The organism is Collimonas fungivorans (genome assembly GCF_001584145.1).
In the GTDB taxonomy this organism is placed as follows: Bacteria; Pseudomonadota; Gammaproteobacteria; order Burkholderiales; family Burkholderiaceae_D; genus Collimonas; species Collimonas fungivorans.
In genome coordinates, this window is the sequence record NZ_CP013232.1 from 1,613,268 (window position 1) to 1,635,997 (window position 22,730).

Sequence of the window (22,730 nt, forward strand, 5' to 3'; positions counted from 1 at the left end):
CTTTGCCTTCCCCTACGGCTTGGCCGGTTCAGGGATTGCACCGTCGCTGTCGCTGTCATCATCGCCCCTGCCCTTGCCCTTGTGCTCGTCCTCCTTGATGCCGAAACGCGCTTTGGTACGGCGCGCCAGGTTGTCGAACGCCAGGTAGATGACCGGCGTGGTGAACAGGGTCAGCACCTGCGACACCAGCAGGCCGCCGACCATGGTGATTCCCAGCGGCTGCCGCAGCTCGGAACCGACGCCCGAACCCAGCATCAGCGGCAAGGCGCCCAGCAAGGCGGCCATGGTGGTCATCAGGATGGGACGGAAGCGCAGCAGGCAAGCCTGGTAGATCGCTTCGCGCGGCTCTTTGCCTTCATTGCGTTCGGCGTCCAGCGCGAAGTCGATCATCATGATGGCGTTCTTCTTGACGATACCGATCAGCAGGATGATGCCGATGATGCCGATAATCCCCAGGTCCGTGCCGGCGATCATCAGCGACAGCAGGGCGCCGACGCCGGCCGACGGCAGCGTCGACAGGATCGTGATCGGGTGGATATAGCTTTCATACAGGACGCCGAGCACGATGTACATCGTGATGATGGCGGCCAGGATCAGCATCAGGGTATTGCTCAGCGAAGCCTGGAACGCCAGCGCCGCGCCCTGGAAGCTGGTCTGGATGCTGTCCGGCATGCCGATTTCCTTTTCGGCTGCCTGGATCGCCTTGACGGCGTTGCCCAGCGAGGCGCCGGGCGCCAGGTTGAAGGAAATCGTGGTGGCCGGGAACTGGCCGATATGGTTCACTACCAGCGGCGAGGTGCGTTCCTCGACGGTGGCGATGCTCGACAGCGGGATCTGGCTGCCGTTGCCTGCGACCAGGAAAATGCTGTTCAGCGCCGCCGGCCCTTTCTGGAATTCCGGCTTCACTTCCATCACTACCCGGTACTGGTTCGACTGGGTGTAGATGGTCGAGATGAGGCGCTGGCCGAAGGCGTTGTACAGGGCATTGTCGATGGCGGCGGTAGTGATGCCCAGCCGTGAAGCGGCGTCGCGGTCGATCGCGATGTAGGCCTGCAAGCCGAGATCCTGCTGGTTGCTGGCGATGTCCGCCAGTTCCGGAATCTTGCGCAGGCGCTCGATCAGCTTCGGCACCCAGGCGCTCAGTTCGGCGGCGTTGGCGTCTTCGACGCTGAACTGGTACTGGGTGCGGCTGACGCTGTCTTCAATCGTCAGATCCTGCACCGGCTGCATGTACAGCGTGATGTCACCGACCTCGCGGTCCAGTTCCGGCTGCAGGCGGCGGATGACGTCGCTGGCGCTGATGTTGCGCTGTTCGCGCGGCTTCAGGTTGATCAGCATGCGGCCGCTGTTCAGGGTGGCGTTGCTGCCGTCGACGCCGATGAACGACGACAGGCTTTCGACCGCCGGGTCTTTCAACACCGTCGCGGCCAGCGCCTGCTGCCGCTCCGACATGGCGGCAAACGAAATCGACTGGCTGGCTTCCGAAATGCCCTGGATCACGCCGGTATCCTGCACCGGGAAAAAGCCCTTCGGAATGAATATGTACAGTACCGCGGTCAGCACCAGGGTGCCGATCGCCACCACCAGCGTTGCAAACTGATGGCGCAGCACCCATTCCAGCATCACGCCGTAGCGAGCGATAATCTTGTCGAAGAAGGCGCCGCTCTTGCGGTAGAACCAGCTCTGTTTTTCTTCCGGGATGTGGTGCAGCAGCTTGGCGCACATCATCGGCGTCAGCGTCAGCGAGATCACGGCGGAAATCAGGATCGCCACCGCCAGCGTGATGGCGAATTCGCGGAACAGGCGTCCCACCACGTCGCCCATGAACAGCAGCGGGATCAGCACCGCAATCAGCGAGAACGTCAGGGAAATGATAGTGAAGCCGATCTGCTCGGCGCCCTTCAGCGCCGCCTGCAAAGGCTTCATGCCTTCTTCGATGTAGCGCGAAATGTTTTCGATCATCACGATCGCATCGTCCACCACGAAACCGGTAGCAATGGTGAGCGCCATCAAGGTCAGGTTGTTCACCGAGAAACCGGCCAGATACATGATGCCGAACGTGCCGATCAGCGACAGCGGCACCGCCACGCTGGGAATGATGGTGGCGGGGACGCTGCGCAGGAAAATGAAGATCACCATCACCACCAGGGCGATTGACAGCAGCAGCTCGAACTGCACGTCAGCCACCGAGGCGCGGATGGTGGTGGTGCGGTCGGTCAGGATCTGGACATCGATTGCGCCAGGCAGGGTTTCCTGCAGCTTGGGCAGGATCTTCTTGATATTGTCGACCACGCCGATCACGTTGGCGCCCGGTTGCCGCTGGATATTCAGGATCACCGCCGGCGATGTATTGGACCAGGCCGCCAGGCGGATGTTTTCCGCATCGTCCACCACATCGGCGACATCCGAGACCCGGATCGGCGCGCCGTTCTTGTAGGCGATGATCAGGTTGCGGTATTCGTCGGCGGAACGCAGCTGGTCGTTGGCATCGATGGTCGAAGCGCGCGCCGGTCCGTCGAAACTGCCCTTGGCCTGGTTGACGTTGGCATTGCCGATGGCGGTGCGGATGTCATCCAGGTTCAGGCCCAGCGCGGCTACCGCGCGCGGATTCAGCTGCAGCCGCACGGCTGGCCGCTGGCCGCCGGACAGGCTGACCAGGCCGACTCCCGGCACTTGCGAAATCTTTTGCGCCAGGCGGGTATCGATCAGGTCCTGCACCTTGGGCAGCGGCAGCGTTTTCGAGGTGATCGCCAGCGACATGATGGGCGTGTCGGCCGGATTCACCTTGTTGTAGATCGGCGGCGTCGGCAGGTCGGACGGCAGCAGGTTGCCGCCGGCATTGATCGCTGCCTGGACTTCCTGTTCGGCGATATCGAGACTCAGGTCGAGGCTGAACTGCAGCGTGATGACCGAAGCGCCGCCGGAACTGGTCGACGACATCTGGTTGAGGCCTGGCATCTGGCCGAACTGGCGCTCCAGCGGGGCGGTGACCGACGAGGTCATGACGTCCGGGCTGGCGCCGGGATACAGCGTCACCACCTGGATGGTTGGGTAGTCGACTTCCGGCAAGGCTGAAAGCGGCAGCTGCTTGTAGGCGACGATGCCGGCCAGGAAAATGGCCAGCATCAACAGGGATGTGGCGACTGGCCGGAGAATGAACTGACGTGAGGGATTCATGCGTTCTTGACAGCCGGTTATTGACTGCTGCGGTTATTGGGTGCGGCAGGTGCAGGTGCAGGTGCAGGTGCAGAAGCCGCAGGCGCGGCAGCATCGCCGCTGGCGTCCGCGCGGTGGCGGCGGCCGCCCTTATGAGCGCCGGCGCCGGCAGCTGCAGGGTTGGCGCTGGCGCCGGCTGCAGCCGGACCGCCGCGATTCACGGGCTCCACCTTGGCGCCTTCTTTCAGTTTGTCGATGCCGTCGATTACCACGGTTTCACCGACGGCGATACCCTTGTCGATTGCGGTCGACTCACCTTCTACCGGACCGGCCGTCACCAGGCGGATGGTGACGCTGTGATCCGGTTTCACGACATATACAAAATTGCCGCTGGAACCGCGCTGGATCGCCGCGTTAGGAATGACGATGGCGTCGCGGCGCGTGTCGAGCAGCATGCGGACATTGACGAACTGGCTTGGAAACAGAGCGTAGCCGGCGTTCGGGAATTCAGCCTTGAGCTTGACGGTGCCGGTAGTGCTGTCGACCTGATTGTCGATGGTGAGCAGGGCGCCGCTGTCGAGCTTGTTTTTCTGGTCGCGGTCCCAGACATCGGTCGCCAGCGTCTTGCCGGCCTGGATCTGCTTCATGACGCTGGGAATGTTATCTTCCGGGATGCTGAATACGCTGGTGATAGGCTGCAGCTGGGTGATGATGGCGATGCCGTTGGTGTCGCTGCTCTGCACTATATTGCCAAGGTCGACCTGGCGCAGGCCGATGCGGCCACCGATCGGCGCGGTGACGCGCGAGTAGGTCAGTTGCAGGCGGGCGCTGTCGAGCGCGCCCTGGTCCGACCTGACCGTGCCTTCATATTGTTTGACCAGGGCGGCCTGGGTGTCGACCTGCTGGCTGGCGATGGAGTCCTGCGCCAGCAGTGTGCGATAGCGCTGCAGATCGATCTGCGCCGCCTTCAACAGGGCAGTGTCGCGGATGAGCTGGCCTTCAGCTTGCGTCACCGCCACCTGGTAAGGACGCGGATCCAGTTCCGCCAGCAAGTCGCCGGCTTTGACCACCTGGCCTTCCTTGAAATGCAGTTTCATCAACTGGCCGTTGACCCGGCTTTTCACCGTCGCCGTCGCTTCCGGCGTGACGCTGCCGAGGCCGGAAAGATAGATCCGGATATCACCCGTCTTGGCTACTGCGACGCCCACCGGCAACGGACCGCCGGCGCCGGCAAATGCGCCGCGCCGTCCGCCTTTTCCACCTTTGCCGCCGCCATTGGCCGCCTGCCCCGCTGTTGCTCCTGCTTGTCCCGTTTCGGCGTCGCCGGACTGGTGGCTGCGGCCCCAGATCAGGTAAGCCGCCAGCGCCAGCACGACGACTGCGGCCAGCCACCACCAGCCGCGCTGGAATCCGCCCTGGCGTCGATTGGGAAGGGCAGGCCGGGACTGGCTGGATTGGTCGATTTGAGGAGTCGGTGTAGTAGTCATCGCAGGCAGGAGGTCAGTCAGAATGTGGACGGGTGCAATGCAACAATTTGCCGCCGGCAGGCGTCCGGCAGATTGTTGAAAAATAATTACATGAGTTTAGCGAGTAAATTTTACTGCCGTGTGTATTTATTAGAAATTGTTTCAAATTAATGAAAGGCGCCAGCGAGGCAGTGTAGCTACTGGCTTGGCGGTCGGCAATTGGGCTAGTCCGGACAGGGTACGGCGGAAAACAGCAACGCCGCGAAAACACGCCTGGCGCGAGATCAAGCCAGGCTGCTTCCGGGACCTCGCCGCCTGCGACAAGCGGGTTTTGGCCCGGCCGGCAACCGGGCCCTTTGCAGTTACTTGGCTGTGTCCGGACCGCCGCGGTGACCACCGCGATGGCCGCCGAAGCGATGCTGTTCCATCTGCCTGAAATGGTCGTCGAACACTTTTTGCTGGACCGGCGTCAGCACGGCATAGAACTCCTTGACCGCAGCGGTGCGCTCGGCCAGGCGTGTTTCAGCGTGTTTCAGGAATTCCATCCGGTGGTCGAGGCGTTCAGGGGCGGTTTGCTTGGCCCATTCTTCCTTGTTTGGACGTTGCGGCATATCAGTCGGCCGGACTGGCTTGATCTTGCCGATGAAGGTTTGCCATGCAGTTTCCTGGGCCGAGGTGATTTTCAGGTCATCATGCAGTTTAGCCTGGCGTTTTGCCATTTTTTCGGCAAATTTGGCCTTTTGCTCCGGCGTAGGGGCATGGCGGGCTGGACCGTCGGGGCCGCTGTCGGCCTGGGCGTGGGCAGTCATGCCCATGGCAGCAAAACTCAGTGCGGTCATGCCGATCAGCAGTTGTTTACGAAGCTTGAACATAATGAAATCCTTCCGTGAATTTAAGTGCAATCCGCACAGTTCGCATTGGAACGCGCTGGTGTATCGCCGATTTTTCATGGGGAAGCAGCTTTGTATCGCCATGTATGGGATCAAGATTGCTTTGTATCTTAATGTGTCCGCGCACGTGGCAGATATGCCAATATACAAATTACTATCGTCTTTCTTGCGCCGAGTTGCCATAATCCTAGAAACTGCAGCCGTCCGCAGCTGCCACCCACCAGGGATTGATTGTTTTGAATACTTCGTCACCCGTCATCAAGCTTTTCTTTTTTCGATTGGCCGCACTTCCGGTCCTAGGATAATCACGCATATGGAAACTGCTGCTCACATACTGGTGGTCGACGACGACCACGAAATCCGCACCCTGCTGGCCGAATACCTGGACGCCAACGGGTTCCGCACGCTGATGGCGACCAACGGCAGCGACATGCGCAAGATACTGTCGGAAGCACGGGTCGACCTGGTGGTGCTGGATCTCACCTTGCCCGGCGAAGACGGCCTGACGCTGTGCCGCAACCTGCGCGCCGATTCGAATATCCCGGTAATCATGCTGACCGCACGCGGCGAACCGCTGGACCGCATACTCGGCCTGGAAATGGGCGCCGACGATTATTTGTCGAAGCCGTTCGAGCCGCGCGAACTGTTCGCCCGCATCCGCAGCGTCTTGCGCCGCACCCAGGCGCTGCCGCCGAACATGGCGTCGCCGGAAGCCCAGCAGATCCAGTTCGGACGCTGGACGCTGGACCTGATCGCGCGCCACCTGGTCAATAACGAGGGGCTGGTGGTGGCGCTGTCCGGCGCCGAATACCGCATTCTCAAGGTATTCCTGGACCATCCGAACCGGGTCCTGAACCGCGACCAGCTGCTGGAGCTGACCCAGGGACGCGAATCCGATCCTTTCGACCGCTCGGTCGATATCCAGATCAGCCGCCTGCGCCAGAAACTGGGCGACGACGCCCGTACCCCGGTGATCATCAAGACCGTGCGCAACGAAGGATATGTGTTGGCCACCGCGGTGACGGTTGAGTCGTGACGGCAAAATTGCAATGCACGCCAGCTGCGCGCCTGGATAGGTAGAAGAGGGATGCCGTCCGTGAGAAATTTCTTTGGCTCGGTTGCCAACCGGGTGTTCCTGATCCTGCTGACCGGGATCCTGGTCGCCGCCGCCACCACCAGCTGGCTGGCCGAAAACGAAAGGCGCAAGTCTTTCAAGGAATTTTATGAATTCCGCATCGCCGAACGGGTCGAGCAGATCGTTTTCTCGCTCGACAACGTCGGTCCCGACATGCGTTCCGTCGTGCTGCAGACCAGCGAGAATTTCGGCCTGGAAGCCAGCATGGTCAAGGACACCGAAGACGCCGTCGACGACAATCCATCCCTGACCTCGCTGCTGAAGGCGCGCCTGGGCGGAGACCGCAGTATCCTGGTCGACAAGCAAAGCGACTGCAAGCTGCACACGCGCAAGAATTTCGATTTCCGCCGGCCCGAAGAATGCCAGGTGGTATACGTCAGCCTGAAAGACGGCACGCTGCTGAAGCTGAAGCTGCGCATGACGCGCGGCCCCGGCGCGCCGCCTCCCGCACGGCCGCCGGGCATGCCCTACCTGTCGCCTTATTTCGCCTTGTTCCTGTTGCTGATCGGCGGCCTGGCCTATTTTGTCGCCAAGATGACGGCACGGCCGATCAAGCACCTGGCGATTGCCGCCGGCGAACTGGGGCGCGATATCGACCGCCCGCCGCTGGATGAAACAGGACCGACCGAAGTGCGCCAGGCTGCTACCGCTTTTAATGCCATGCAAGCGCGCATCAAGCGCCAGATCCAGCATCGCACCCACATGCTGGCGGCGATCACCCACGACTTGCAAACGCCCCTGACCAGGTTGCGCCTGCGCCTGGAAAAGGTCGGCGAGGCCGATTTGCGCCGCAAGCTGCTGGAGGACCTGGCGGTCATGCAGAGCATGGTGCGCGAAGGCCTGGACCTGGCGCGCAGCATGGATTCGGCGGAAGCGATGCAGAAGCTGGATATCGATTCCCTGCTCGACAGCGTGTGCGCCGACGCCGTCGACGCCCGGCAGGACGTCACGCTGGAAGGGCGCACCCGCGCTTCGATCATGGCGCAGCCGAACACGCTGCGGCGTTGCCTGACCAACCTGGTCGACAATGCAACCAAATACGGCCGTTATGCGCGCCTGCTGGTGGCGCGTGAAGGCAGCGATATCGTAATCCGCATCCGCGACGGCGGCACAGGCATTCCCGCCGAGCTGCTGGAGACGGTATTCGATCCGTTCTTCCGCCTGGAGACTTCCCGTTCGCGCGATACCGGCGGCACCGGGCTGGGGCTGACCATCGCGCGCAACATCGCCGAGAACCACCGGGCCACGCTGCAATTGCGCAACCATCCCGAGGGTGGCCTGGAGGCGACCTTGCGATTGCCCGCCTTGAACGGTATCTGAACAGCTTAAAAAAACTACACCAGGCAGTTAAATAGGGTCAGAGTTTTTTTCGCGCTCTTTGCGAAAATTACTCTGGCCCCATTTAACGAACCACGGAGTACATCAAGTCGCATCCAGAGGCCGATTTTTCTCTAAATGTATCGAAGCTATCCTTAGACAATCCCCGTCAGGTAGTAAGCCGCAATCACCACAAACACAGCCGCCGTCTTGATCATCGTCACCACAAAAATATCCTTGTAAGACTGCCGGTGCGAAAGCCCGGTCACGGCCAGCAAGGTAATCACCGCACCGTTATGCGGCAGCGTATCCATGCCGCCGCTGGCCATGGCCGCAACCCGGTGCAGCACTTCCATCGGGATGCCGGCAGCCTGCGCGTTTTCAATGAAAGTGTGCGACATCGCCGCCAGGGCGATGCTCAGGCCGCCGGAAGCGGAGCCGGTGACGCCGGCCAGCGTGGTGACTGTCACCGCTTCGTTGACCAGCGGATTCGGAATGCTCTTGAGGGCGTCGGCGATGACCAGGAAACCCGGCAGGCCGGCAATGACGGCGCCGAAGCCATATTCGGAAGCGGTGTTCATCGACGCCAGCAAGGCGCCGCCGACGGCCGCTTTACTGCCTTCGGCGAATTTTTCCTTGACGGCGCTGAAGGCAAACAGCAGCACCGAACAGATCCCGACCAGCAGCGCCGCTTCGACCGCCCAGATCGCTACCACGCCGGAGACCTGGGTAGTAATCGGTTTGCTTGAACCGGCCAGCGTCATTTCATGGCTAGTCCCGTAAAGCATGGGAATCCATGCCGTGAACAGCTTGTTCATCACCCCCACCAGCACCAGTGGCAGCAGGGCGACCAGCGGATGCGCCAGCTTGCCGTCGGCCACGGGTTCCGGCTCGTTCAGCAAGTTGCTGCCGTAGCCTTCGCCGCTGGCAGCCGCGCGGCGGCGGCACCAGTCCAGGTAGAGCAGGCCGGTGACCAGGATGAATACGGTGCCGATTACGCCCAGCCAGGGCGCGGCCCAGGTAGTGGTATTGAAAAAGGTGGTGGGGATGATGTTCTGGATCTGCGGCGTGCCTGGCAGCGAATCCATGGTGAAGGTGAACGCGCCCAGCGCAATCGTGCCGGGGATCAGGCGTTTCGGGATGCCGCCCTGGCGGAACATTTCGGCGGCAAACGGATAGACCGCGAACACCACCACAAACAGCGAGACGCCGCCATAGGTCAGCAAGCCGCATACCAGGACAATGGAAAGCATGGCGCGCTGTCGTCCGACCACATTGATGACGCTCGACACGATGGATTTGGAAAATCCCGAGAGTTCGATCACCTTGCCGAATACCGCGCCCAGCAGGAAAACGGGAAAGTAGAGCTTGACGAAACCGACCATCTTTTCCATGAACACGCTGGTGAACATGGGAGCGACCAGGCTGGGGTCGGTGAGCAGCACGGCGCCGAGCGCGGCGACCGGGGCAAACAGGATAACGCTGTAGCCGCGGTAGGCGACAAACATCAGGAACAGCAAAGCCAGAATAACTACGATGAAACTCATCCTTTATCTCCTACGGATCAGGGTTGCTCTAGCGGATTCGATCGGGCCTGCGGGAAATGGCCGTCGAATGTTGCGATTATTTTAACGTGGCTCGCGGGGGAGGCAAAGATGAGAGAGAGGCGGAATGCAGCTTGAGTTCCGTCGCCGGCCGCAGGAAACGCGCCCTGAATGCAAAAAGACATGCATGAAGCATGTCTTTTTTGTGGCTGCGATCAAAGGCGATCAGTAGGGAACGTAGTCTGGCGGCGGACCGTAATTACCCCGTTGCGGCGGGTAGTAGTCAGGCGGCGCCGAGTACTGCGGAGCCGGAGCATATTGCTGGCGACGGCTGTTTGCGTAGCCGCCGGAGACCGGAACCTGGTTACCCTTGGCATACATGCATTGGGTATAGACATTGTTGTACTCGCGCTGCATGCCGTAGCTGCTGCGCGCCGCCGAGTCGCCGGCAACCGAGCTACCTGCCAGCAGGCCGACGCCGCCGCCGATTGCCGCACCGGCGCCGGCACGGCCGGTTGCCGCGCCGATCAGGGCGCCAGCCGCTGCGCCGATGACGGTGCCGGCTGCCGCTGTTCCTACCGCATTGTCAGCTGCGGCTTGCGGCGCATACGGGCCTATTCTTTCCTGGGCAGCACGCTGGCATACTGCCTCATCGTTGCGGAATTGCTCGTAGCTTTTACCTGAACCAGGCAACGCCATCACATTCGGACCCGACGGCGCGGTAACGCAGCCGGTCAGGAGGACGGCCAGCGAGGCCGCGATTATCTTGGTAGTTCCACTTATCATCACACACCGCCTTATCTAGGTTGAGCTTGGTCCGGCATTACCTTCATCCAGCCTTTCGGGCAGCGAGGAATCTGGGGATAATAGCCAGCCGGACTAGGGCAGTAATATGCATAGTTCGGGGCTTTTTCTATATAAGTCTGCGGTTCCGGTTCAACGTAGACCGGCGGCGGGGCGTAATACACCGGCGGCGGCGCGTAGTATACCGGCGGCGGGCCCCAATACAGCGGTCCGCCTATGGTTACACCGATGCGTGGGCCGTAGAAGCCGCCATGTCCGTAATAACCATAGGCAAAACTGGCCGAACTGGTAACCATCAGGCCCGCAGCTGCAAGTACCAATAGAGCAATTTTTTTCATGATATTTCCCACGCATTTATCAGTGATTTAATAGTAATCCCGGACCGTCAAAAGTAGCAAAAGGAGTTACTTCTGGTTGCAAATGTTGGCGTCAAGACCAACCATTTTAACTCTTTGATACAAAGCGATTGCTGCGGGGCAGCCAATGAAGGGAATTGTTGCAGGACAGCAGGATTTTTTACTTGCCGTCGCGTGGCAGACCGCAAGGCTGGCGGCTCGCAGACTATTCTATAATCTGCCGATCCGCAGCATGAACAGATGACAGAAAACAGGTGAAAAGAAATGCAGCAGCCAGGCGCAGAGCAGCAATCCTCCCTCCAGGGCGTCAAGGTGATCGAACTCGGCACCTTGATCGCCGGCCCGTATGCCGCCAGCCTGCTGGGGCAGTTTGGCGCCGAGGTGATCAAGATCGAAGCGCCGGGAGATGGCGACCCGCTGCGCAAATGGCGCAAGCTGCACAACGGCACTTCGCTGTGGTGGTATTCGCAGAGCCGCAACAAGAAATCGGTGACGCTGAACCTGAAATCGGAACAGGGCCAGCAGATTGTGCGCGACCTGGTCAAGGATGCCGATATCGTGATCGAGAATTTCCGCCCCGGCACGCTGGAAGGCTGGGGCCTGGGCTGGGAGGATCTGTCGAAGATCAATCCGAAACTGATCATGGTCCGCGTGTCGGGATATGGCCAGGACGGCCCTTACCATGCGCGTCCGGGTTTTGCGGCGATTGCCGAGTCGATGGGCGGTTTGCGCAACCTGGCCGGTTATCCGGACCGGCCGCCGGTGCGGGTCGGCGTCAGCATCGGCGACACGCTGGCGTCGCTGTATGGCGTGATCGGCGCGCTGCTGGCTATGCACCATCTGAAAGCAAACAACGGCACAGGGCAGTTCATCGACATCGCCTTGTATGAAGCAGTGTTCGGCGTGATGGAAAGCCTGATCCCGGAATACGCCGAGTTCGGATTCGTGCGCGAGCGCACCGGCGCCAGTTTTCCCGGCATTTCGCCATCCAGCACTTATCCCTGCCTGAGCGATGCCCGCGGCGAACACTATGTGATCATCGCCGGCAACGGCGACAGCATCTTCAAGCGCCTGATGCACGCCATCGGCCGCAGCGACTTGGCGCAGGATCCGCGCCTGGCGCGCAACGACGGCCGGGCGCAGCACAACGACATGCTCGACGCCGCCATCACGGAATGGACTTCGCAACATGATCTGGAACATGTACTGCAGGTGCTGGAACAGGCCGAAGTCCCGAGCAGCAAGGTGTATACCGCCGCCGATATCCACCAGGATCCGCATTTCCGCGCGCGCGACATGATCCAGCAGCATGTGCTGCCGGACGGCCAGCCGATAGACTTGCCGGGCATCGTGCCTAAACTGTCGGCGACGCCGGGCCAGACCAACTGGGTGGGACCGGAGCTGGGGCAGCATACGGCGGAGGTGCTGGCCGCCATTGGCAAAAGCGCGGAGCAGATCGCAGAGCTGAGGCAACTGGGCGTAATCTGAGCGGGTAATTTTCGGTTGCCCGGCGAAAATTGCACATGATAGTATTGGTCCATCCAATGGACCTTTCGTCGCAACTGCCGTGCCAAAGATACTGATCCGAGACCAACAATATGCCTGACGATATGCCTGATACAGCGCCGGCCCCCATGCGCATCGACGCCCACCAGCATTTCTGGCTGCTGGCGAACCGGACCGGACAATGGCCGCCGTCGGAACTGGCGGCAATCCATCGCGACTTCCTGCCGGACCAGCTGGAACCTTTGCTGCAGCAGCACGGCATCAGCGGCAGCGTACTGGTGCAATCCTTGCCCAGCATGAGCGATACCTTGTTCATGCTGGGGCTGGCTGAGCGCAGCGCATTTATCCGGGCAGTGGTCGGCTGGGCCGATCTGAAGGCGGCCAACGCCGAACAGCAAATACAGCTGCTGGCCAGCCATCCGAAGATGCGCGGCCTGCGGCCCATGCTGCAGGGGCTGGCCGACGACTGGATCTGCGATCCGCTGCTGGCGCCGGCAATCGACGCCATGCAGCGCCACCGGCTGAGCCTGGACGCGCTGGTGGTGCCGCGCCAGCTGCCGTCTCTACTGGAGTTCGCCGAGCGCTATCCGGATCTGCCTATCGTCATCGACCACGCGGCCAAACCGCTGATCGCCAGCACCGCAATGGAACCCTGGCGGGCATCGATGAGCCGCCTGGCGACGCTGCCACAGGTGTATTGCAAGTTGTCGGGGCTGGTGACCGAAGCGGCGGCCGGCTGGCAGGTAGCACAGCTGCAGCCATATGCATCTCACGTGCTGGATGTATTCGGCGCCGAACGGGTGATCTGGGGCAGCGACTGGCCGGTAGTCAACCTGGCGGCGGATTATGGGCGCTGGCTGGCGGCTACCGATGATTTGCTGGCGGGTCTTGATGTCTCCCAGCGGCAGCAGGTCATGGGCCTGAATGCGCAGCGCTTCTACCGTCTATAGCGCGACCGCGCTTACCGCAAGAACACTTTGTTCATGATCTGCGTGACCGGGTAGACCACCATCGACTGCACCGCGGGCGGCAGGTCCAGCGGCCGCATGATCATCTTGATCGTCATGTCGGGCGACAGGTGGCTGCGGATGGTGGTGTTCATCTTGCTGTGGATCTGCTGCAGCATGGCCTGGTCGTCGGCATGCTGCGGCGCCCTGGTGCCGAGCACGTGGCGCAGGGCGCAGGCGGCGTCTTCGTTTTTCATTTCCAGGGTACGGCGGCGCAGGGCACCGAAGATGCGGTGGCGGCGCAGTCCCTCGTGCTGCCGGAAGCGGCGGAAATAACGGAAGAAATGCTTGTAATGGTTCACCTCGTCCCTGGCGATGCGCGAGGCCAGGTCCTTCAGCACCGGCTCATCGGTGCTGCGCGACAATGCGCTGTAGAAGGTGGCGGTGCCGGCTTCCACCACGCAGCGCGCCACCATTTCCAGGCCTTTGCTGGGTTCCAGCAGTTCAACCTTGCAATAAGTTGAATATTCGTCGAGGAAGTTGCGATAAGCGGCAGGCCAGTCGAATTCCGGCCATATGTGTTCGACATAAGCGCGCAGCGCCTGGCCATGCTGCAGTTCCTCGACTTCCCACTGCTCGCGCAGCCAGGTGGAGATTTCCGGCTCGTCGCCGTAGTAGTCCACCAGGTTCTGTGTATACAGGTCGGAGCCGCTTTCGACAAACGAGGCGCAGGTGACCAGGTAAAAAAGATTCTCGTCGGGCCGGACTTTAGGGATGTTGATTTTTGAAAAATCCAGGTCGGCGATTTTCCAGTGCGTGTTCTGTTCGCTACCTTTGTGCATAATCAATCTCTCCATGTGGTTGTGACTGATATAGAACGTACCTGCAGGTATGACGCATGCTTCAGCAATAGGTTCAAGGTACACGATTTTGCTGGAATGTGTGCATTCCACACTCATGCTAGGATTAAGTCTTATTTGCAGCGAGGTAAACATGGACAATCAAACCGGTGAAAACGTCGAATATCGCGGTTATGTCATTGTGTCGAAACCGGCGCGGAACCCGCGTGATGATCTGTGGCATGACGGTTACCAGATATCAAAATCAGGGATCAGCGTTGCCAATTTCACCAACACGGAAGTTGTGCATAACAACTGGAAAGCCGCTTATGACAGCAGCATCTTGCTTGCCAAAAATGAGGTGGATAATCTCATCGCCATCTGAGACACCATGATTTTTGCGGCACGGGGCCTTCCGGCGCGGGGCCTGGTAATAGCTGGTTTGTAAATAAAATACAAAAGAGATAAACGCTTATGCAACGACCTATCTGGGCTCCGTCTGCGGCGGCGCTGCTGGTGTTATTGGCAGCAGCCTCAAGCCAGGCCAGGGATGTTTTGCCGGCGCCGGCAGCTACCTACAAGATTGCGGGCTTGAAAAAGCCGGCAGAAATTTTAGTAGACCAATGGGGTGTACCGCACATATACGCGGCGAACCAGGATGACGCTTTTTTTGTCCAGGGCTTCAATGCGGCGCGCGACCGTCTGTTCCAGATCGATTTGTGGCGCCGCCGCGGCCTCGGGCTGCTGGCCCAGGTATTCGGCCCGGCCTACGTGCAGCAAGACCGCGCGGCCCGGCTGTTCCTGTACCGCGGCGACATGCAGCGCGAGTGGCAGTCCTACGGTCCGCACGCGCAGCAGGTGGCGAACACCTTCGTGGCTGGCATCAATGCCTATGTCGACTACGTCAATACCCATCCGGAAAAATTGCCGTTTGAATTCAGGCAGCTGGGTTATGCGCCGGCCAGGTGGCAGGCGGAGGATGTGGTGCGCATCCGTAGCCACGGCCTTACCCGCAACCTGGACAGCGAAGTGGCGCGGGCCAACGTCGCCTGCAAGGCCGACCTGAAATCGGACGAAATCCGTTTCGGCCTGACGCCGAAATGGGAGACGACCATGCCGGAAGGACTGGATCCCTGCCTGCCGAAGGATTTGCTGAAAGTGTTCCAGCTTGCTACCCAGGGCGTGAAGATCAGCAAAGACAGCTTGCAGAAAGGGCAGAGCGATGCCGTCGTGATCGCCGCCGCCGAGAATCCTGAAGAAATCGCCGAAGGTAGCAACAACTGGGTAGTTGCACCGGCAAAATCGGCGACCGGCCGCGCCATCATGGCGAACGATCCGCATCGCGCGTATTCGGCGCCGTCGCTGCGCTACATCGCCCATATCAATGCGCCGGGCCTGAATGTGATTGGCGCCGGCGAACCGGCGTTGCCGGGCATTTCGATCGGACATAACGGCAGCGTCGCCTTCGGCCTGACGATTTTCAATATCGACCAGGAAGATTTGTACGTCTACCAGCTTAACCCCGAGCATTCCGACCAGTATCAATACCAGGGCAAGTGGGAGCCGTTCAATATCATCACGGAACAGATTCCGGTCAAGGGCGGGAAACCTGTTGCTGCCGAACTGGTGTTCAGCCGCCACGGTCCTGTGATTTTTTCCGAGCCAGGGAAAAACCGCGCTTTTGCCGTCCGTTCCGGCTGGCTGGAACCCGGCATGTCGCCGTATTTCGGCAGCATCGACTATATGCGCGCCAGGAATTTTGCCGAGTTCAAGCATTCCCTGCTGCACTGGGGCGCGCCGACCGAGAACCAGGTATATGCCGACACCAAGGGCAATATCGGCTGGATGCCGGGCGGGTTGGCGCCGATCCGCCCCAACTGGGACGGTTTGCTGCCGGTGCCTGGCGACGGCCGCTACGAATGGGCCGGATTTTGGTCAGGCGACCGGCTGCCCTCCAGCTACAATCCGAAACAGGGCTGGTTCGCCTCCGCCAACCAGATGAACCTGCCGGACGGTTATCCGTATCGCGAACGCAAGCTCGGGTTTGAGTGGACCAATAATTCACGTTTCACGCGCATCAGCGAAGTACTGTCGTCGCTGAACAAGGTGTCGCTGGAAGATTCCATGCGCCTGCAGAACGATGACCTGTCGATCCCGGCACGGCGCCTGGCGGCGCTGCTGAAACCGCTGTCCGCCGGCGATGCGCAGACCCAGGCGGCGTTGAACCTGTTTGCCGGCTGGGATTTTGTCGAGCGCGCCGATTCGGCGCCAGCCGCCTTGTTTGAAGTCTGGCTCTCACGGCACCTGGGCAAGGCGTTCAAGGCTGCGGTGCTGAGCCCGGCTGCGGCGGAAGCGATGGGCGCGCCGGATACCGCAGTGCTGCTGGATACGCTGGAGCAGCCGCAGGCGCGTTTTGGCCCGGACGCTGTGCAAAAGCGCGACCAGTTGCTATTGAGCAGCTTGAGCGCAGCTTATGCCGAACTGCAGAAGCTGCAGGGCAGCGACGCTAGCCAATGGCAATGGGGCAAGCTGCACCATAACCTTATGGAGCACCCGCTGGCCGCTGCGGTGGATGAGGCTACCCGCGCAAAATTGAATGTCGGCCCCATGCCGACCCATGGCGGCGCCTATTCGCCCAACCAGTCGACTTATCGCAGCAGCGATTTCCTGCAAACCAACGGGCCCTCGTTCCGAGTGGTGGTCGATGTCGGCAACTGGGATAATTCGCGCGCGGTCAATTCGCCGGGACAATCGGGAGACCCGGACAGTCCGCATTACCGCGACCTGGCTGTCAAATGGCTCAAGGGCGAATATTTCCCGCTGCTGTATTCGCGGGCGGCGGTGGAGCAGGCCACGGTGCAACGGATTCGCCTGCAGCCGGCAAACTGAACTGCGGGTGCAAAGTAAAAAGGGCGCAGATCAGCGCCCTTTTTTATGCCAGCTCGATACGTTGAGTCGTCTGCGGATCGAACCAGTGTAGGGCCGTGGCGTCAAAACCGGCAGTGATTTGCTGGCCTGTCACGACCGCGGTCGCGGCCGGCACCCGCATCACCAGCAGCTGGTCTCCTATCGAAGCATGCACCAGCAGGTCGGCGCCCAAGGCTTCCACCAGTTCCGCGCGCAGGTTCAAGCCGGGCCGGCCGAAGATCAGCTGCTCCGGACGCAGGCCCATGATGCACTCGCGGCCGGCGATTGCGCCGTGGACGAATGGCAATGCGACGGCGTCGGCGTTGGCCAGGATGAAGCTGCTGCCGTCCTCCGCCAGCTGTCCCTGCAGCAGGTTCATCGGCGGCGAGCCGATAAAGCTGGCGACGAAGGTGGTGGCCGGTTTGGCGTAGACCTCGGCAGGCGTGCCTATCTGTTCGGCGCGGCCGCCGTTCATGACGATCATGCGTTGGCCCAGGGTCATGGCTTCGACCTGGTCATGCGTCACATACAAGCTGGTGGTGCCCAGCGTGCGGTGCAGTTTCTGGATTTCCAGGCGCATCTGTACGCGCAGCTTGGCGTCCAGGTTGGACAGCGGTTCATCGAACAGGAACACCGCCGGCTCGCGCACGATGGCGCGTCCCATCGCCACCCGCTGGCGCTGGCCGCCGGACAGCTGGCGCGGGGTGCGTTGCAGCAGCGCGCCCAGTTCCAGGATCTTGGCTGCCTTCTGCACTCGCACCTCGATGTCGTCCTTGCCCAGGCCGCGGATCTTCAGGCCGTAGGCCATGTTCTCGTACACGCTCATGTGCGGGTACAGCGCGTAATTCTGGAACACCATGGCGATGTCGCGGTCTTTCGGCTCCAGCCGGTTGACCACGCGGTCGCCGATGACGATGTCGCCGGAAGTGACTTCTTCCAGGCCCGCCACCATGCGCAGCAAGGTCGACTTGCCGCAGCCGGAAGGACCTACCATGACGATGAATTCGCCATCGGCGATATCGATCGAAATGCCGTGGATGACATCGACCGCCTTGGGCGCCTTGCCGTAGGTTTTCTTGACGTTTTCTAGGTGTACTTTTGCCATATCACTTCTCGGAATCAACCAGACCTTTAACAAACCATTTTTGCATCACCACCACTACCAGGCCCGGCGGCAGCATCGCCAGCACCAGGGTCGCCATCACCATATTCCATTCCACCGCCGAATCGCCGCCGGCGATCAGCGTCTTGATGCCTATGCCGATCGGATACATGTCTTGGTTGGTGGCGATCATCAGCGGCCACAGGTACTGGTTCCAGCCGTAGATGAACATGATCACGAACAGCGCGATGACATTGGTGCGCGACAGCGGCCAGATCACGTCCTTGAAAAAGCGCAAGGGACCGGCGCCGTCGATGCGCGCTGCTTCCGCCAGTTCATCGGGAATGGTCAGGAAGAACTGGCGGAACAGGAAAGTGGCGGTGGCCGACGCGATCAGCGGTATGGTCAGGCCGGCGTAGCTGTTGAGCATGTGGAAGTCGGACACCACCTGGTAGGTCGGCGTGATGCGCACCTCCACCGGCAGCATCAGAGTCATGAAAATCATCCAGAAGAACAGCGAGCGTCCGGGAAACCGGAAGTACACCATGGCGAATGCCGACAGCATCGAAATCGAGATCTTGCCGATCGCGATCGTCAGCGCCGATATCAGGCTCACCAGCAGCATGCGCGCCACCGGCGGCGCCGAGACGTTGCCGGATGCACCCTTGGTCAGCAGGGCGCCGTAGTTTTCGACAAGATGGCTGCCGGGCAGCAGCGACAGTGGCGCTGCCGCTGCTTCCTGCGCGGTTTGCGTGCTGGCGACAAAAGCTACATACAGCGGGAAGGCGATGATGATGAGGCCCAGGATCAGCACCAGGTGGCTGACCATGTCGAGGATGGGGCGGCGCTCAATCATGGGCGGCTTTCGTGACAGTTTTCATGCGTACTGGACTTTCTTTTCAACATACTTGAACTGCGCCACGGTGAGCACGATGACGATGGTCATCAGGATCACCGACTGCGCCGCGGCGCTGCCCAGGTCGCCGCCCTTGAAGCCGTCGATGAAGACCTTGTAGACCAGGATCTCGGTATCCTTGCCGGGGCCGCCCTGGGTGGTGGCTTCGATGATGGCAAAGGTGTCGAAGAAGGCGTAGACGATGTTCACCACCAGCAGGAAAAAAGTGGTGGGCGACAGCAGCGGGAAAATGATGGTGGCGAAGCGCTTGACCGGGCCGGCGCCGTCGATCGCGGCGGCTTCGATCAGCGACTTCGGTATCGCTTGCAGGCCGGCCAGGAAGAACAGGAAGTTGTAGCTGACCTGTTTCCAGACGGCGGCGATCACGATCAGTATCATCGCGTGACGGCCGTTCAGCACGTGGTTCCAGTCGATGCCGATGTAATGCAACCAGTTGGAGACGATCCCGAGCGTGGGGCTCAGCATGAACATCCACAGCACGCCAACCACCACTGGCGACACAGCGTAGGGCCAGATCAGGAAGGTCTTGTAGATGGCCGAGCCTTTCACCACGCGGTCGGCAAAAGCGGCCAGCATCAGCGACAGCGACAGGCCGAGTACGGCGACCAGGATGGAAAACACCGCGGTGGTCTTGAACGAGGCGAGGTAATTGCTGTCGGCGAACAGGGTGCGGAAATTGTCGAACCAGACGAATTCGGAATAACCGCCGAAAGCGTCCTGCAGCAGCATCGACTGGTACAGGGCTTGCACCGCCGGCCAGACGAAAAACAACAGGGTGACAATGATCTGCGGCGCGACCAGCGCGTAAGGCAGCCAGGCAGACTTGAAGCGAGCGCGTTTTTCCAAGATGAGGCTTTCTGACCGGAGCATCCGCGCTGGCGCGGGATTTCAGGGTATGACGGAATGCAATTCCGTAGGGTGGGCAAATATGCCCACCCTACATTAATTACTTGTTGGTTTTCTCGAAACGTTCCAGCAGCAGGTTGCCGCGCTCCACCGCGGTATCCAGCGCCTGTTTCGGCGTGATCTTGCCGGTCCAGACGTTTTCCAGTTCTTCATCGATGATGGTGCGGATCTGCGGCATGTTGCCGAGGCGGATGCCGCGCGACTTGTCGGTGGTCTTGGTGATCATCTGCTTGACTGGCACATCGGTGCCCGGATTGCGTTCATAGAAACCGGACTTCTTTGTGATTTCGTAAGCCGCCGTGGTGGTCGGCAGGTAGCCGGTTTCCTGATGCCATTTGGCTTGCACTTCCGGTTTCGACAGGAATTTGAAGAACTTGGCCACGCCCTTGTAGTCCTCGGTTTTCTTGCCGCCCATGACCCACAGCGAAGCGCCGCCTATCATGGTGTTTTGCGGCGCGCCCGGCACGTCGTTGTAATACGGCAGGGTGGCGATGCCGAACTTGAACTTGGAATTTTTGGCGATATCCGCATAGCTGGACGACGAACCGGTCAGGATGCCGCACTCGCCGGCATAGAATTTCGAGGTAGCTTCATCCTTGCGGCCGGCGTAGGTGAAGTAGCCTTGCTTGGCCCAGTTGGCCAGGTTTTCGATATGCTTGACGTGCAGCGGGCTGTTGAATTTCAGGCGTGTGTCGAGGCCGTCGAAGCCATTGTTCTTGGAGGCAAATTCGACATTGTGCCAGGTCGAGAACGATTCCAGCTCGACCCACGACTGCCAGGTCGTGGTGTAGGCGCATTTGGCGCCGCTGGCTTTCAGCTTGGCGGCATCGACCGCGAGTTCCTGCCAGGTCACCGGCGGCTTGTTGGGGTCCAGCCCGGCCTTGGTGAACATGTCCTTGTTATAGAACATCACTGTAGTCGAACTGTTGAACGGCAGCGACAGCAGGCCGCCGCCTTTAGGCGCGGCGTAATAGCCGCCGATGGCCGGCACGTAGGCAGAAGGATCGAACGGTTCGCCGGCCAGCTTCATGACTTCCGACACCGGCTTGATGGCGCCCTTGGAGTACATCATGGTGGCGGTGCCGACTTCGAACACCTGCAGGATATCTGGCGCGTTGCCGGCGCGGTAGGCGGCGGTTGCCGCTGCCATGGCTTCGTCGTAGGCGCCTTTGTAAACCGGGGTGACCTTGTATTCCGACTGGCTCTTGTTGAATTCGTCGGCCAGCCCGTTGACGCGGTCGCCGAGAGCGCCGGCCATCGAGTGCCACCACGATATCTCGGTGGCGGCGTGCGCCGCAACGCTCATGGTCGCCAGTGTGCAAGCGACAGCCAGTGCTTTCAATTTCATCAGGGCCTCCGTAAAATTTTTTATGGTAGCGAAGTCATATGACGACTGCGTGACAGCAGCGGCCTCGCTATAAAGCCGGATTCTATAGGTGAGTTTGTCAGCCGCGCAATGTTTGTTTTTCTTATGCGCAATGAAAGGCGATATGCAGCCCGATTTACAAGCTTGATTCACGAGCCTGGTTTGCGGCTTGCCATTGCTCCATAAGCGCAGCTTCGGGAATTGAGTCTGGTGTAATAATAATTACCGATAGTCCGAGACCTGTCTCTAGCTTTCATATTGAAAACCGGTGTATTCTCAAATACCATCAATCCCGGTGATTTCGACCCTGTGATTGATGTAAGTGTAAATTAAATTACACAATAAAATATCAGGAGACTACATGTTTCACGCACTTATCTGCCGTACCGACGGCTGCGCCGGTCTTGCCGCTTGCCGGGGCCGCGCATGATCCCGCGCCTGCTGTTCAATTCCGACCATGAAGAGTTTCGCCAGAGTCTGCGCCGTTTTCTGCAGACTGAAATCTTGCCGCGCCATGCTGCCTGGGAGGAGCAGGGTTTTGTCGACCGCGATGTCTGGCAGCGCGCCGGCGAGCTAGGTTTCCTGTGCACCAATATGCCGGAGAATTACGGCGGCTCCGGCGTCGACCGCAAATTCAGCACCATCGTGCTGGAAGAGCTGGCCAGCAGCAACGCCTCGGGCATAGGCTGGCCCCTGCATTCCGACATCGTGGCGCCTTACCTGCTGCGTTACGGCAGCGAAGAACTGAAGCAAGCCTGGCTGCCGAAGATGGCCGCCGGCACCGCGATCACGGCGATCGCGATGACCGAACCGGGCACCGGCTCGGACCTGCAGGCGATACAGACCACGGCGATCGAGGACGGCGACGATTACATCGTCAACGGCTCCAAGATATTCATCACCAACGGCTATAACAGCGACATGGTGGTGGCGGCGGTCAAGGTCGGCGACAAGAGCCGCGGAGCGAAGAATGTGTCCTTGCTGGTGATCGAGGCCGGCCGGCCCGGTTTCAGCAAGGGCAAGCCGCTGAAGAAGATCGGCATGAAGGCGCAGGATACCTGCGAGCTGTTCTTTGACAATGTGCGGGTCCCGAAGAGCAACATCGTCGGCCAGGTCGGCGCCGGTTTCACCATGCTGATGCAAGAGCTGGCCTGGGAACGGCTGCTGATTGCGATCACCTCGGTCGCCAATGCCGAAGCCATGCTCACCGCAACCATCGAATACACGCGCGACAGGCAAGCCTTCGGCCGCGCCGTGTCGTCGTTCCAGAACACGCGCTTCAAGCTGGCCGAGATGAAAACCGAGTTGCAGATCGCACGCGTGTTCGTCGACCGCTGCGTCGAGCTGGAAGTGGCGGGCGAATTGCGGGTTGACGCGGCGGCGGCCGCCAAGTACTGGTGTTCCGATTTGCAAGGCAAGGTGCTGGACCAATGCCTGCAACTGCATGGCGGATACGGTTTCATGCAGGAGTACGCGATTGCGCGTGCATTTATCGATGCGCGTGCCCAGCGCATTTATGGCGGCACCAACGAAATCATGAAAGAAATCATTTCCCGCTCAATATGAGTGCGGG

The 22,730-nt window shown here is 60.4% G+C and carries 18 protein-coding genes; 7 read left to right on the forward strand and 11 right to left on the reverse strand.

Annotated features, from left to right (window positions below; genetic code table 11):
* Positions 1-12: 12 nt before the first annotated feature.
* The 3 genes from CFter6_RS06950 to CFter6_RS06960 all read right to left on the reverse strand — a co-directional run bounded on the left by CFter6_RS06950 (position 13) and on the right by CFter6_RS06960 (position 5,494).
* Positions 13-3,177 (reverse strand): MdtB/MuxB family multidrug efflux RND transporter permease subunit, encoded by a 3,165-nt coding sequence (locus CFter6_RS06950; RefSeq protein ID WP_061539310.1) that lies wholly within the window; start codon positions 3,175-3,177, stop codon positions 13-15.
* 17 nt (positions 3,178-3,194) lie between these two features.
* Entirely contained in the window at positions 3,195-4,643 is a 1,449-nt protein-coding gene (locus tag CFter6_RS06955) for an MdtA/MuxA family multidrug efflux RND transporter periplasmic adaptor subunit (protein WP_061539311.1), read from the reverse strand.
* Positions 4,644-4,984: 341 nt separating this feature from the next.
* Positions 4,985-5,494, reverse strand: coding sequence for a Spy/CpxP family protein refolding chaperone (locus tag CFter6_RS06960; RefSeq protein ID WP_061539312.1), 510 nt, complete (start codon positions 5,492-5,494; stop codon positions 4,985-4,987).
* Between the two features lie 331 nt (positions 5,495-5,825).
* On the opposite strand from CFter6_RS06960, the gene CFter6_RS06965 reads away from it, so the two are divergent.
* Positions 5,826-6,548: a response regulator gene (locus CFter6_RS06965; RefSeq protein WP_061539313.1), complete on the forward strand. Its 723-nt coding sequence runs from the start codon at positions 5,826-5,828 to the stop codon at positions 6,546-6,548.
* A 51-nt stretch (positions 6,549-6,599) separates the two neighbouring features.
* On the forward strand, positions 6,600-7,967 hold the full coding sequence (locus CFter6_RS06970; RefSeq protein WP_061539314.1) for an ATP-binding protein: 1,368 nt from the start codon (positions 6,600-6,602) through the stop codon (positions 7,965-7,967).
* Positions 7,968-8,119: 152 nt separating this feature from the next.
* Here the strand turns inward: CFter6_RS06970 and CFter6_RS06975 are convergent, their stop codons facing one another.
* From CFter6_RS06975 to CFter6_RS06985, 3 genes are all read right to left on the reverse strand, one after another.
* A complete protein-coding gene (locus CFter6_RS06975; RefSeq protein WP_061539315.1) occupies positions 8,120-9,511 on the reverse strand; it encodes a GntP family permease in 1,392 nt (463 codons plus the stop codon).
* A 222-nt stretch (positions 9,512-9,733) separates the two neighbouring features.
* Positions 9,734-10,294, reverse strand: a complete 561-nt coding sequence (locus tag CFter6_RS06980) for a glycine zipper family protein (protein ID WP_061539316.1) — start codon at positions 10,292-10,294, stop codon at positions 9,734-9,736.
* Positions 10,295-10,305: 11 nt separating this feature from the next.
* Entirely contained in the window at positions 10,306-10,650 is a 345-nt protein-coding gene (locus CFter6_RS06985) for a hypothetical protein (RefSeq protein WP_061539317.1), read from the reverse strand.
* A gap of 282 nt (positions 10,651-10,932) precedes the next feature.
* On the opposite strand from CFter6_RS06985, the gene CFter6_RS06990 reads away from it, so the two are divergent.
* Both CFter6_RS06990 and CFter6_RS06995 read left to right on the forward strand, forming a co-directional pair.
* Entirely contained in the window at positions 10,933-12,156 is a 1,224-nt protein-coding gene (locus tag CFter6_RS06990) for a CaiB/BaiF CoA transferase family protein (RefSeq protein WP_061539318.1), read from the forward strand.
* A 110-nt stretch (positions 12,157-12,266) separates the two neighbouring features.
* Positions 12,267-13,124 (forward strand): amidohydrolase family protein, encoded by an 858-nt coding sequence (locus CFter6_RS06995; RefSeq protein WP_236904564.1) that lies wholly within the window; start codon positions 12,267-12,269, stop codon positions 13,122-13,124.
* An 11-nt stretch (positions 13,125-13,135) separates the two neighbouring features.
* Here the strand turns inward: CFter6_RS06995 and CFter6_RS07000 are convergent, their stop codons facing one another.
* Positions 13,136-13,963, reverse strand: a complete 828-nt coding sequence (locus CFter6_RS07000) for a ferritin-like domain-containing protein (protein ID WP_061539320.1) — start codon at positions 13,961-13,963, stop codon at positions 13,136-13,138.
* Positions 13,964-14,114: 151 nt separating this feature from the next.
* Here CFter6_RS07000 and CFter6_RS07005 point away from each other — a divergent pair, with 151 nt between their 5' ends.
* Both CFter6_RS07005 and CFter6_RS07010 read left to right on the forward strand, forming a co-directional pair.
* The gene (locus CFter6_RS07005) at positions 14,115-14,345 is read left to right on the forward strand and encodes a hypothetical protein (protein WP_061539321.1); all 231 of its coding nucleotides are present in this window, start codon (positions 14,115-14,117) and stop codon (positions 14,343-14,345) included.
* A gap of 89 nt (positions 14,346-14,434) precedes the next feature.
* Positions 14,435-16,849, forward strand: a complete 2,415-nt coding sequence (locus CFter6_RS07010; RefSeq protein ID WP_061539322.1) for a penicillin acylase family protein — start codon at positions 14,435-14,437, stop codon at positions 16,847-16,849.
* 43 nt (positions 16,850-16,892) lie between these two features.
* Here CFter6_RS07010 and CFter6_RS07015 read toward each other — a convergent pair whose 3' ends face one another.
* From CFter6_RS07015 to ugpB, 4 genes are all read right to left on the reverse strand, one after another.
* Positions 16,893-17,972: a sn-glycerol-3-phosphate import ATP-binding protein UgpC gene (locus CFter6_RS07015; protein ID WP_061539323.1), complete on the reverse strand. Its 1,080-nt coding sequence runs from the start codon at positions 17,970-17,972 to the stop codon at positions 16,893-16,895.
* A gap of 1 nt (position 17,973) precedes the next feature.
* A complete protein-coding gene (gene ugpE / locus CFter6_RS07020) occupies positions 17,974-18,825 on the reverse strand; it encodes a sn-glycerol-3-phosphate ABC transporter permease UgpE (RefSeq protein WP_061539324.1) in 852 nt (283 codons plus the stop codon).
* A 21-nt stretch (positions 18,826-18,846) separates the two neighbouring features.
* A complete protein-coding gene (gene ugpA / locus CFter6_RS07025; protein WP_061542248.1) occupies positions 18,847-19,731 on the reverse strand; it encodes a sn-glycerol-3-phosphate ABC transporter permease UgpA in 885 nt (294 codons plus the stop codon).
* A gap of 100 nt (positions 19,732-19,831) precedes the next feature.
* Positions 19,832-21,139 (reverse strand): sn-glycerol-3-phosphate ABC transporter substrate-binding protein UgpB, encoded by a 1,308-nt coding sequence (gene ugpB, locus CFter6_RS07030; protein ID WP_061539325.1) that lies wholly within the window; start codon positions 21,137-21,139, stop codon positions 19,832-19,834.
* Between the two features lie 444 nt (positions 21,140-21,583).
* Here ugpB and CFter6_RS07035 point away from each other — a divergent pair, with 444 nt between their 5' ends.
* A complete protein-coding gene (locus CFter6_RS07035) occupies positions 21,584-22,723 on the forward strand; it encodes an acyl-CoA dehydrogenase family protein (RefSeq protein WP_061539326.1) in 1,140 nt (379 codons plus the stop codon).
* The last annotated feature ends 7 nt before the right edge of the window (positions 22,724-22,730 follow it).

Coding starts and splice junctions, on each gene's coding strand:
- CFter6_RS06950 (WP_061539310.1), bottom strand. CDS start 3,177: ATGAATCCCTCACGTCAGTTCATTCTCCGGCCAGTCGCCACATCCCTG.
- CFter6_RS06955 (WP_061539311.1), bottom strand. CDS start 4,643: ATGACTACTACACCGACTCCTCAAATCGACCAATCCAGCCAGTCCCGG.
- CFter6_RS06960 (WP_061539312.1), bottom strand. CDS start 5,494: ATGTTCAAGCTTCGTAAACAACTGCTGATCGGCATGACCGCACTGAGT.
- CFter6_RS06965 (WP_061539313.1), top strand. CDS start 5,826: ATGGAAACTGCTGCTCACATACTGGTGGTCGACGACGACCACGAAATC.
- CFter6_RS06970 (WP_061539314.1), top strand. CDS start 6,600: ATGCCGTCCGTGAGAAATTTCTTTGGCTCGGTTGCCAACCGGGTGTTC.
- CFter6_RS06975 (WP_061539315.1), bottom strand. CDS start 9,511: ATGAGTTTCATCGTAGTTATTCTGGCTTTGCTGTTCCTGATGTTTGTC.
- CFter6_RS06980 (WP_061539316.1), bottom strand. CDS start 10,294: ATGATAAGTGGAACTACCAAGATAATCGCGGCCTCGCTGGCCGTCCTC.
- CFter6_RS06985 (WP_061539317.1), bottom strand. CDS start 10,650: ATGAAAAAAATTGCTCTATTGGTACTTGCAGCTGCGGGCCTGATGGTT.
- CFter6_RS06990 (WP_061539318.1), top strand. CDS start 10,933: ATGCAGCAGCCAGGCGCAGAGCAGCAATCCTCCCTCCAGGGCGTCAAG.
- CFter6_RS06995 (WP_236904564.1), top strand. CDS start 12,267: ATGCCTGACGATATGCCTGATACAGCGCCGGCCCCCATGCGCATCGAC.
- CFter6_RS07000 (WP_061539320.1), bottom strand. CDS start 13,963: ATGCACAAAGGTAGCGAACAGAACACGCACTGGAAAATCGCCGACCTG.
- CFter6_RS07005 (WP_061539321.1), top strand. CDS start 14,115: ATGGACAATCAAACCGGTGAAAACGTCGAATATCGCGGTTATGTCATT.
- CFter6_RS07010 (WP_061539322.1), top strand. CDS start 14,435: ATGCAACGACCTATCTGGGCTCCGTCTGCGGCGGCGCTGCTGGTGTTA.
- CFter6_RS07015 (WP_061539323.1), bottom strand. CDS start 17,972: ATGGCAAAAGTACACCTAGAAAACGTCAAGAAAACCTACGGCAAGGCG.
- ugpE (WP_061539324.1), bottom strand. CDS start 18,825: ATGATTGAGCGCCGCCCCATCCTCGACATGGTCAGCCACCTGGTGCTG.
- ugpB (WP_061539325.1), bottom strand. CDS start 21,139: ATGAAATTGAAAGCACTGGCTGTCGCTTGCACACTGGCGACCATGAGC.
- CFter6_RS07035 (WP_061539326.1), top strand. CDS start 21,584: ATGATCCCGCGCCTGCTGTTCAATTCCGACCATGAAGAGTTTCGCCAG.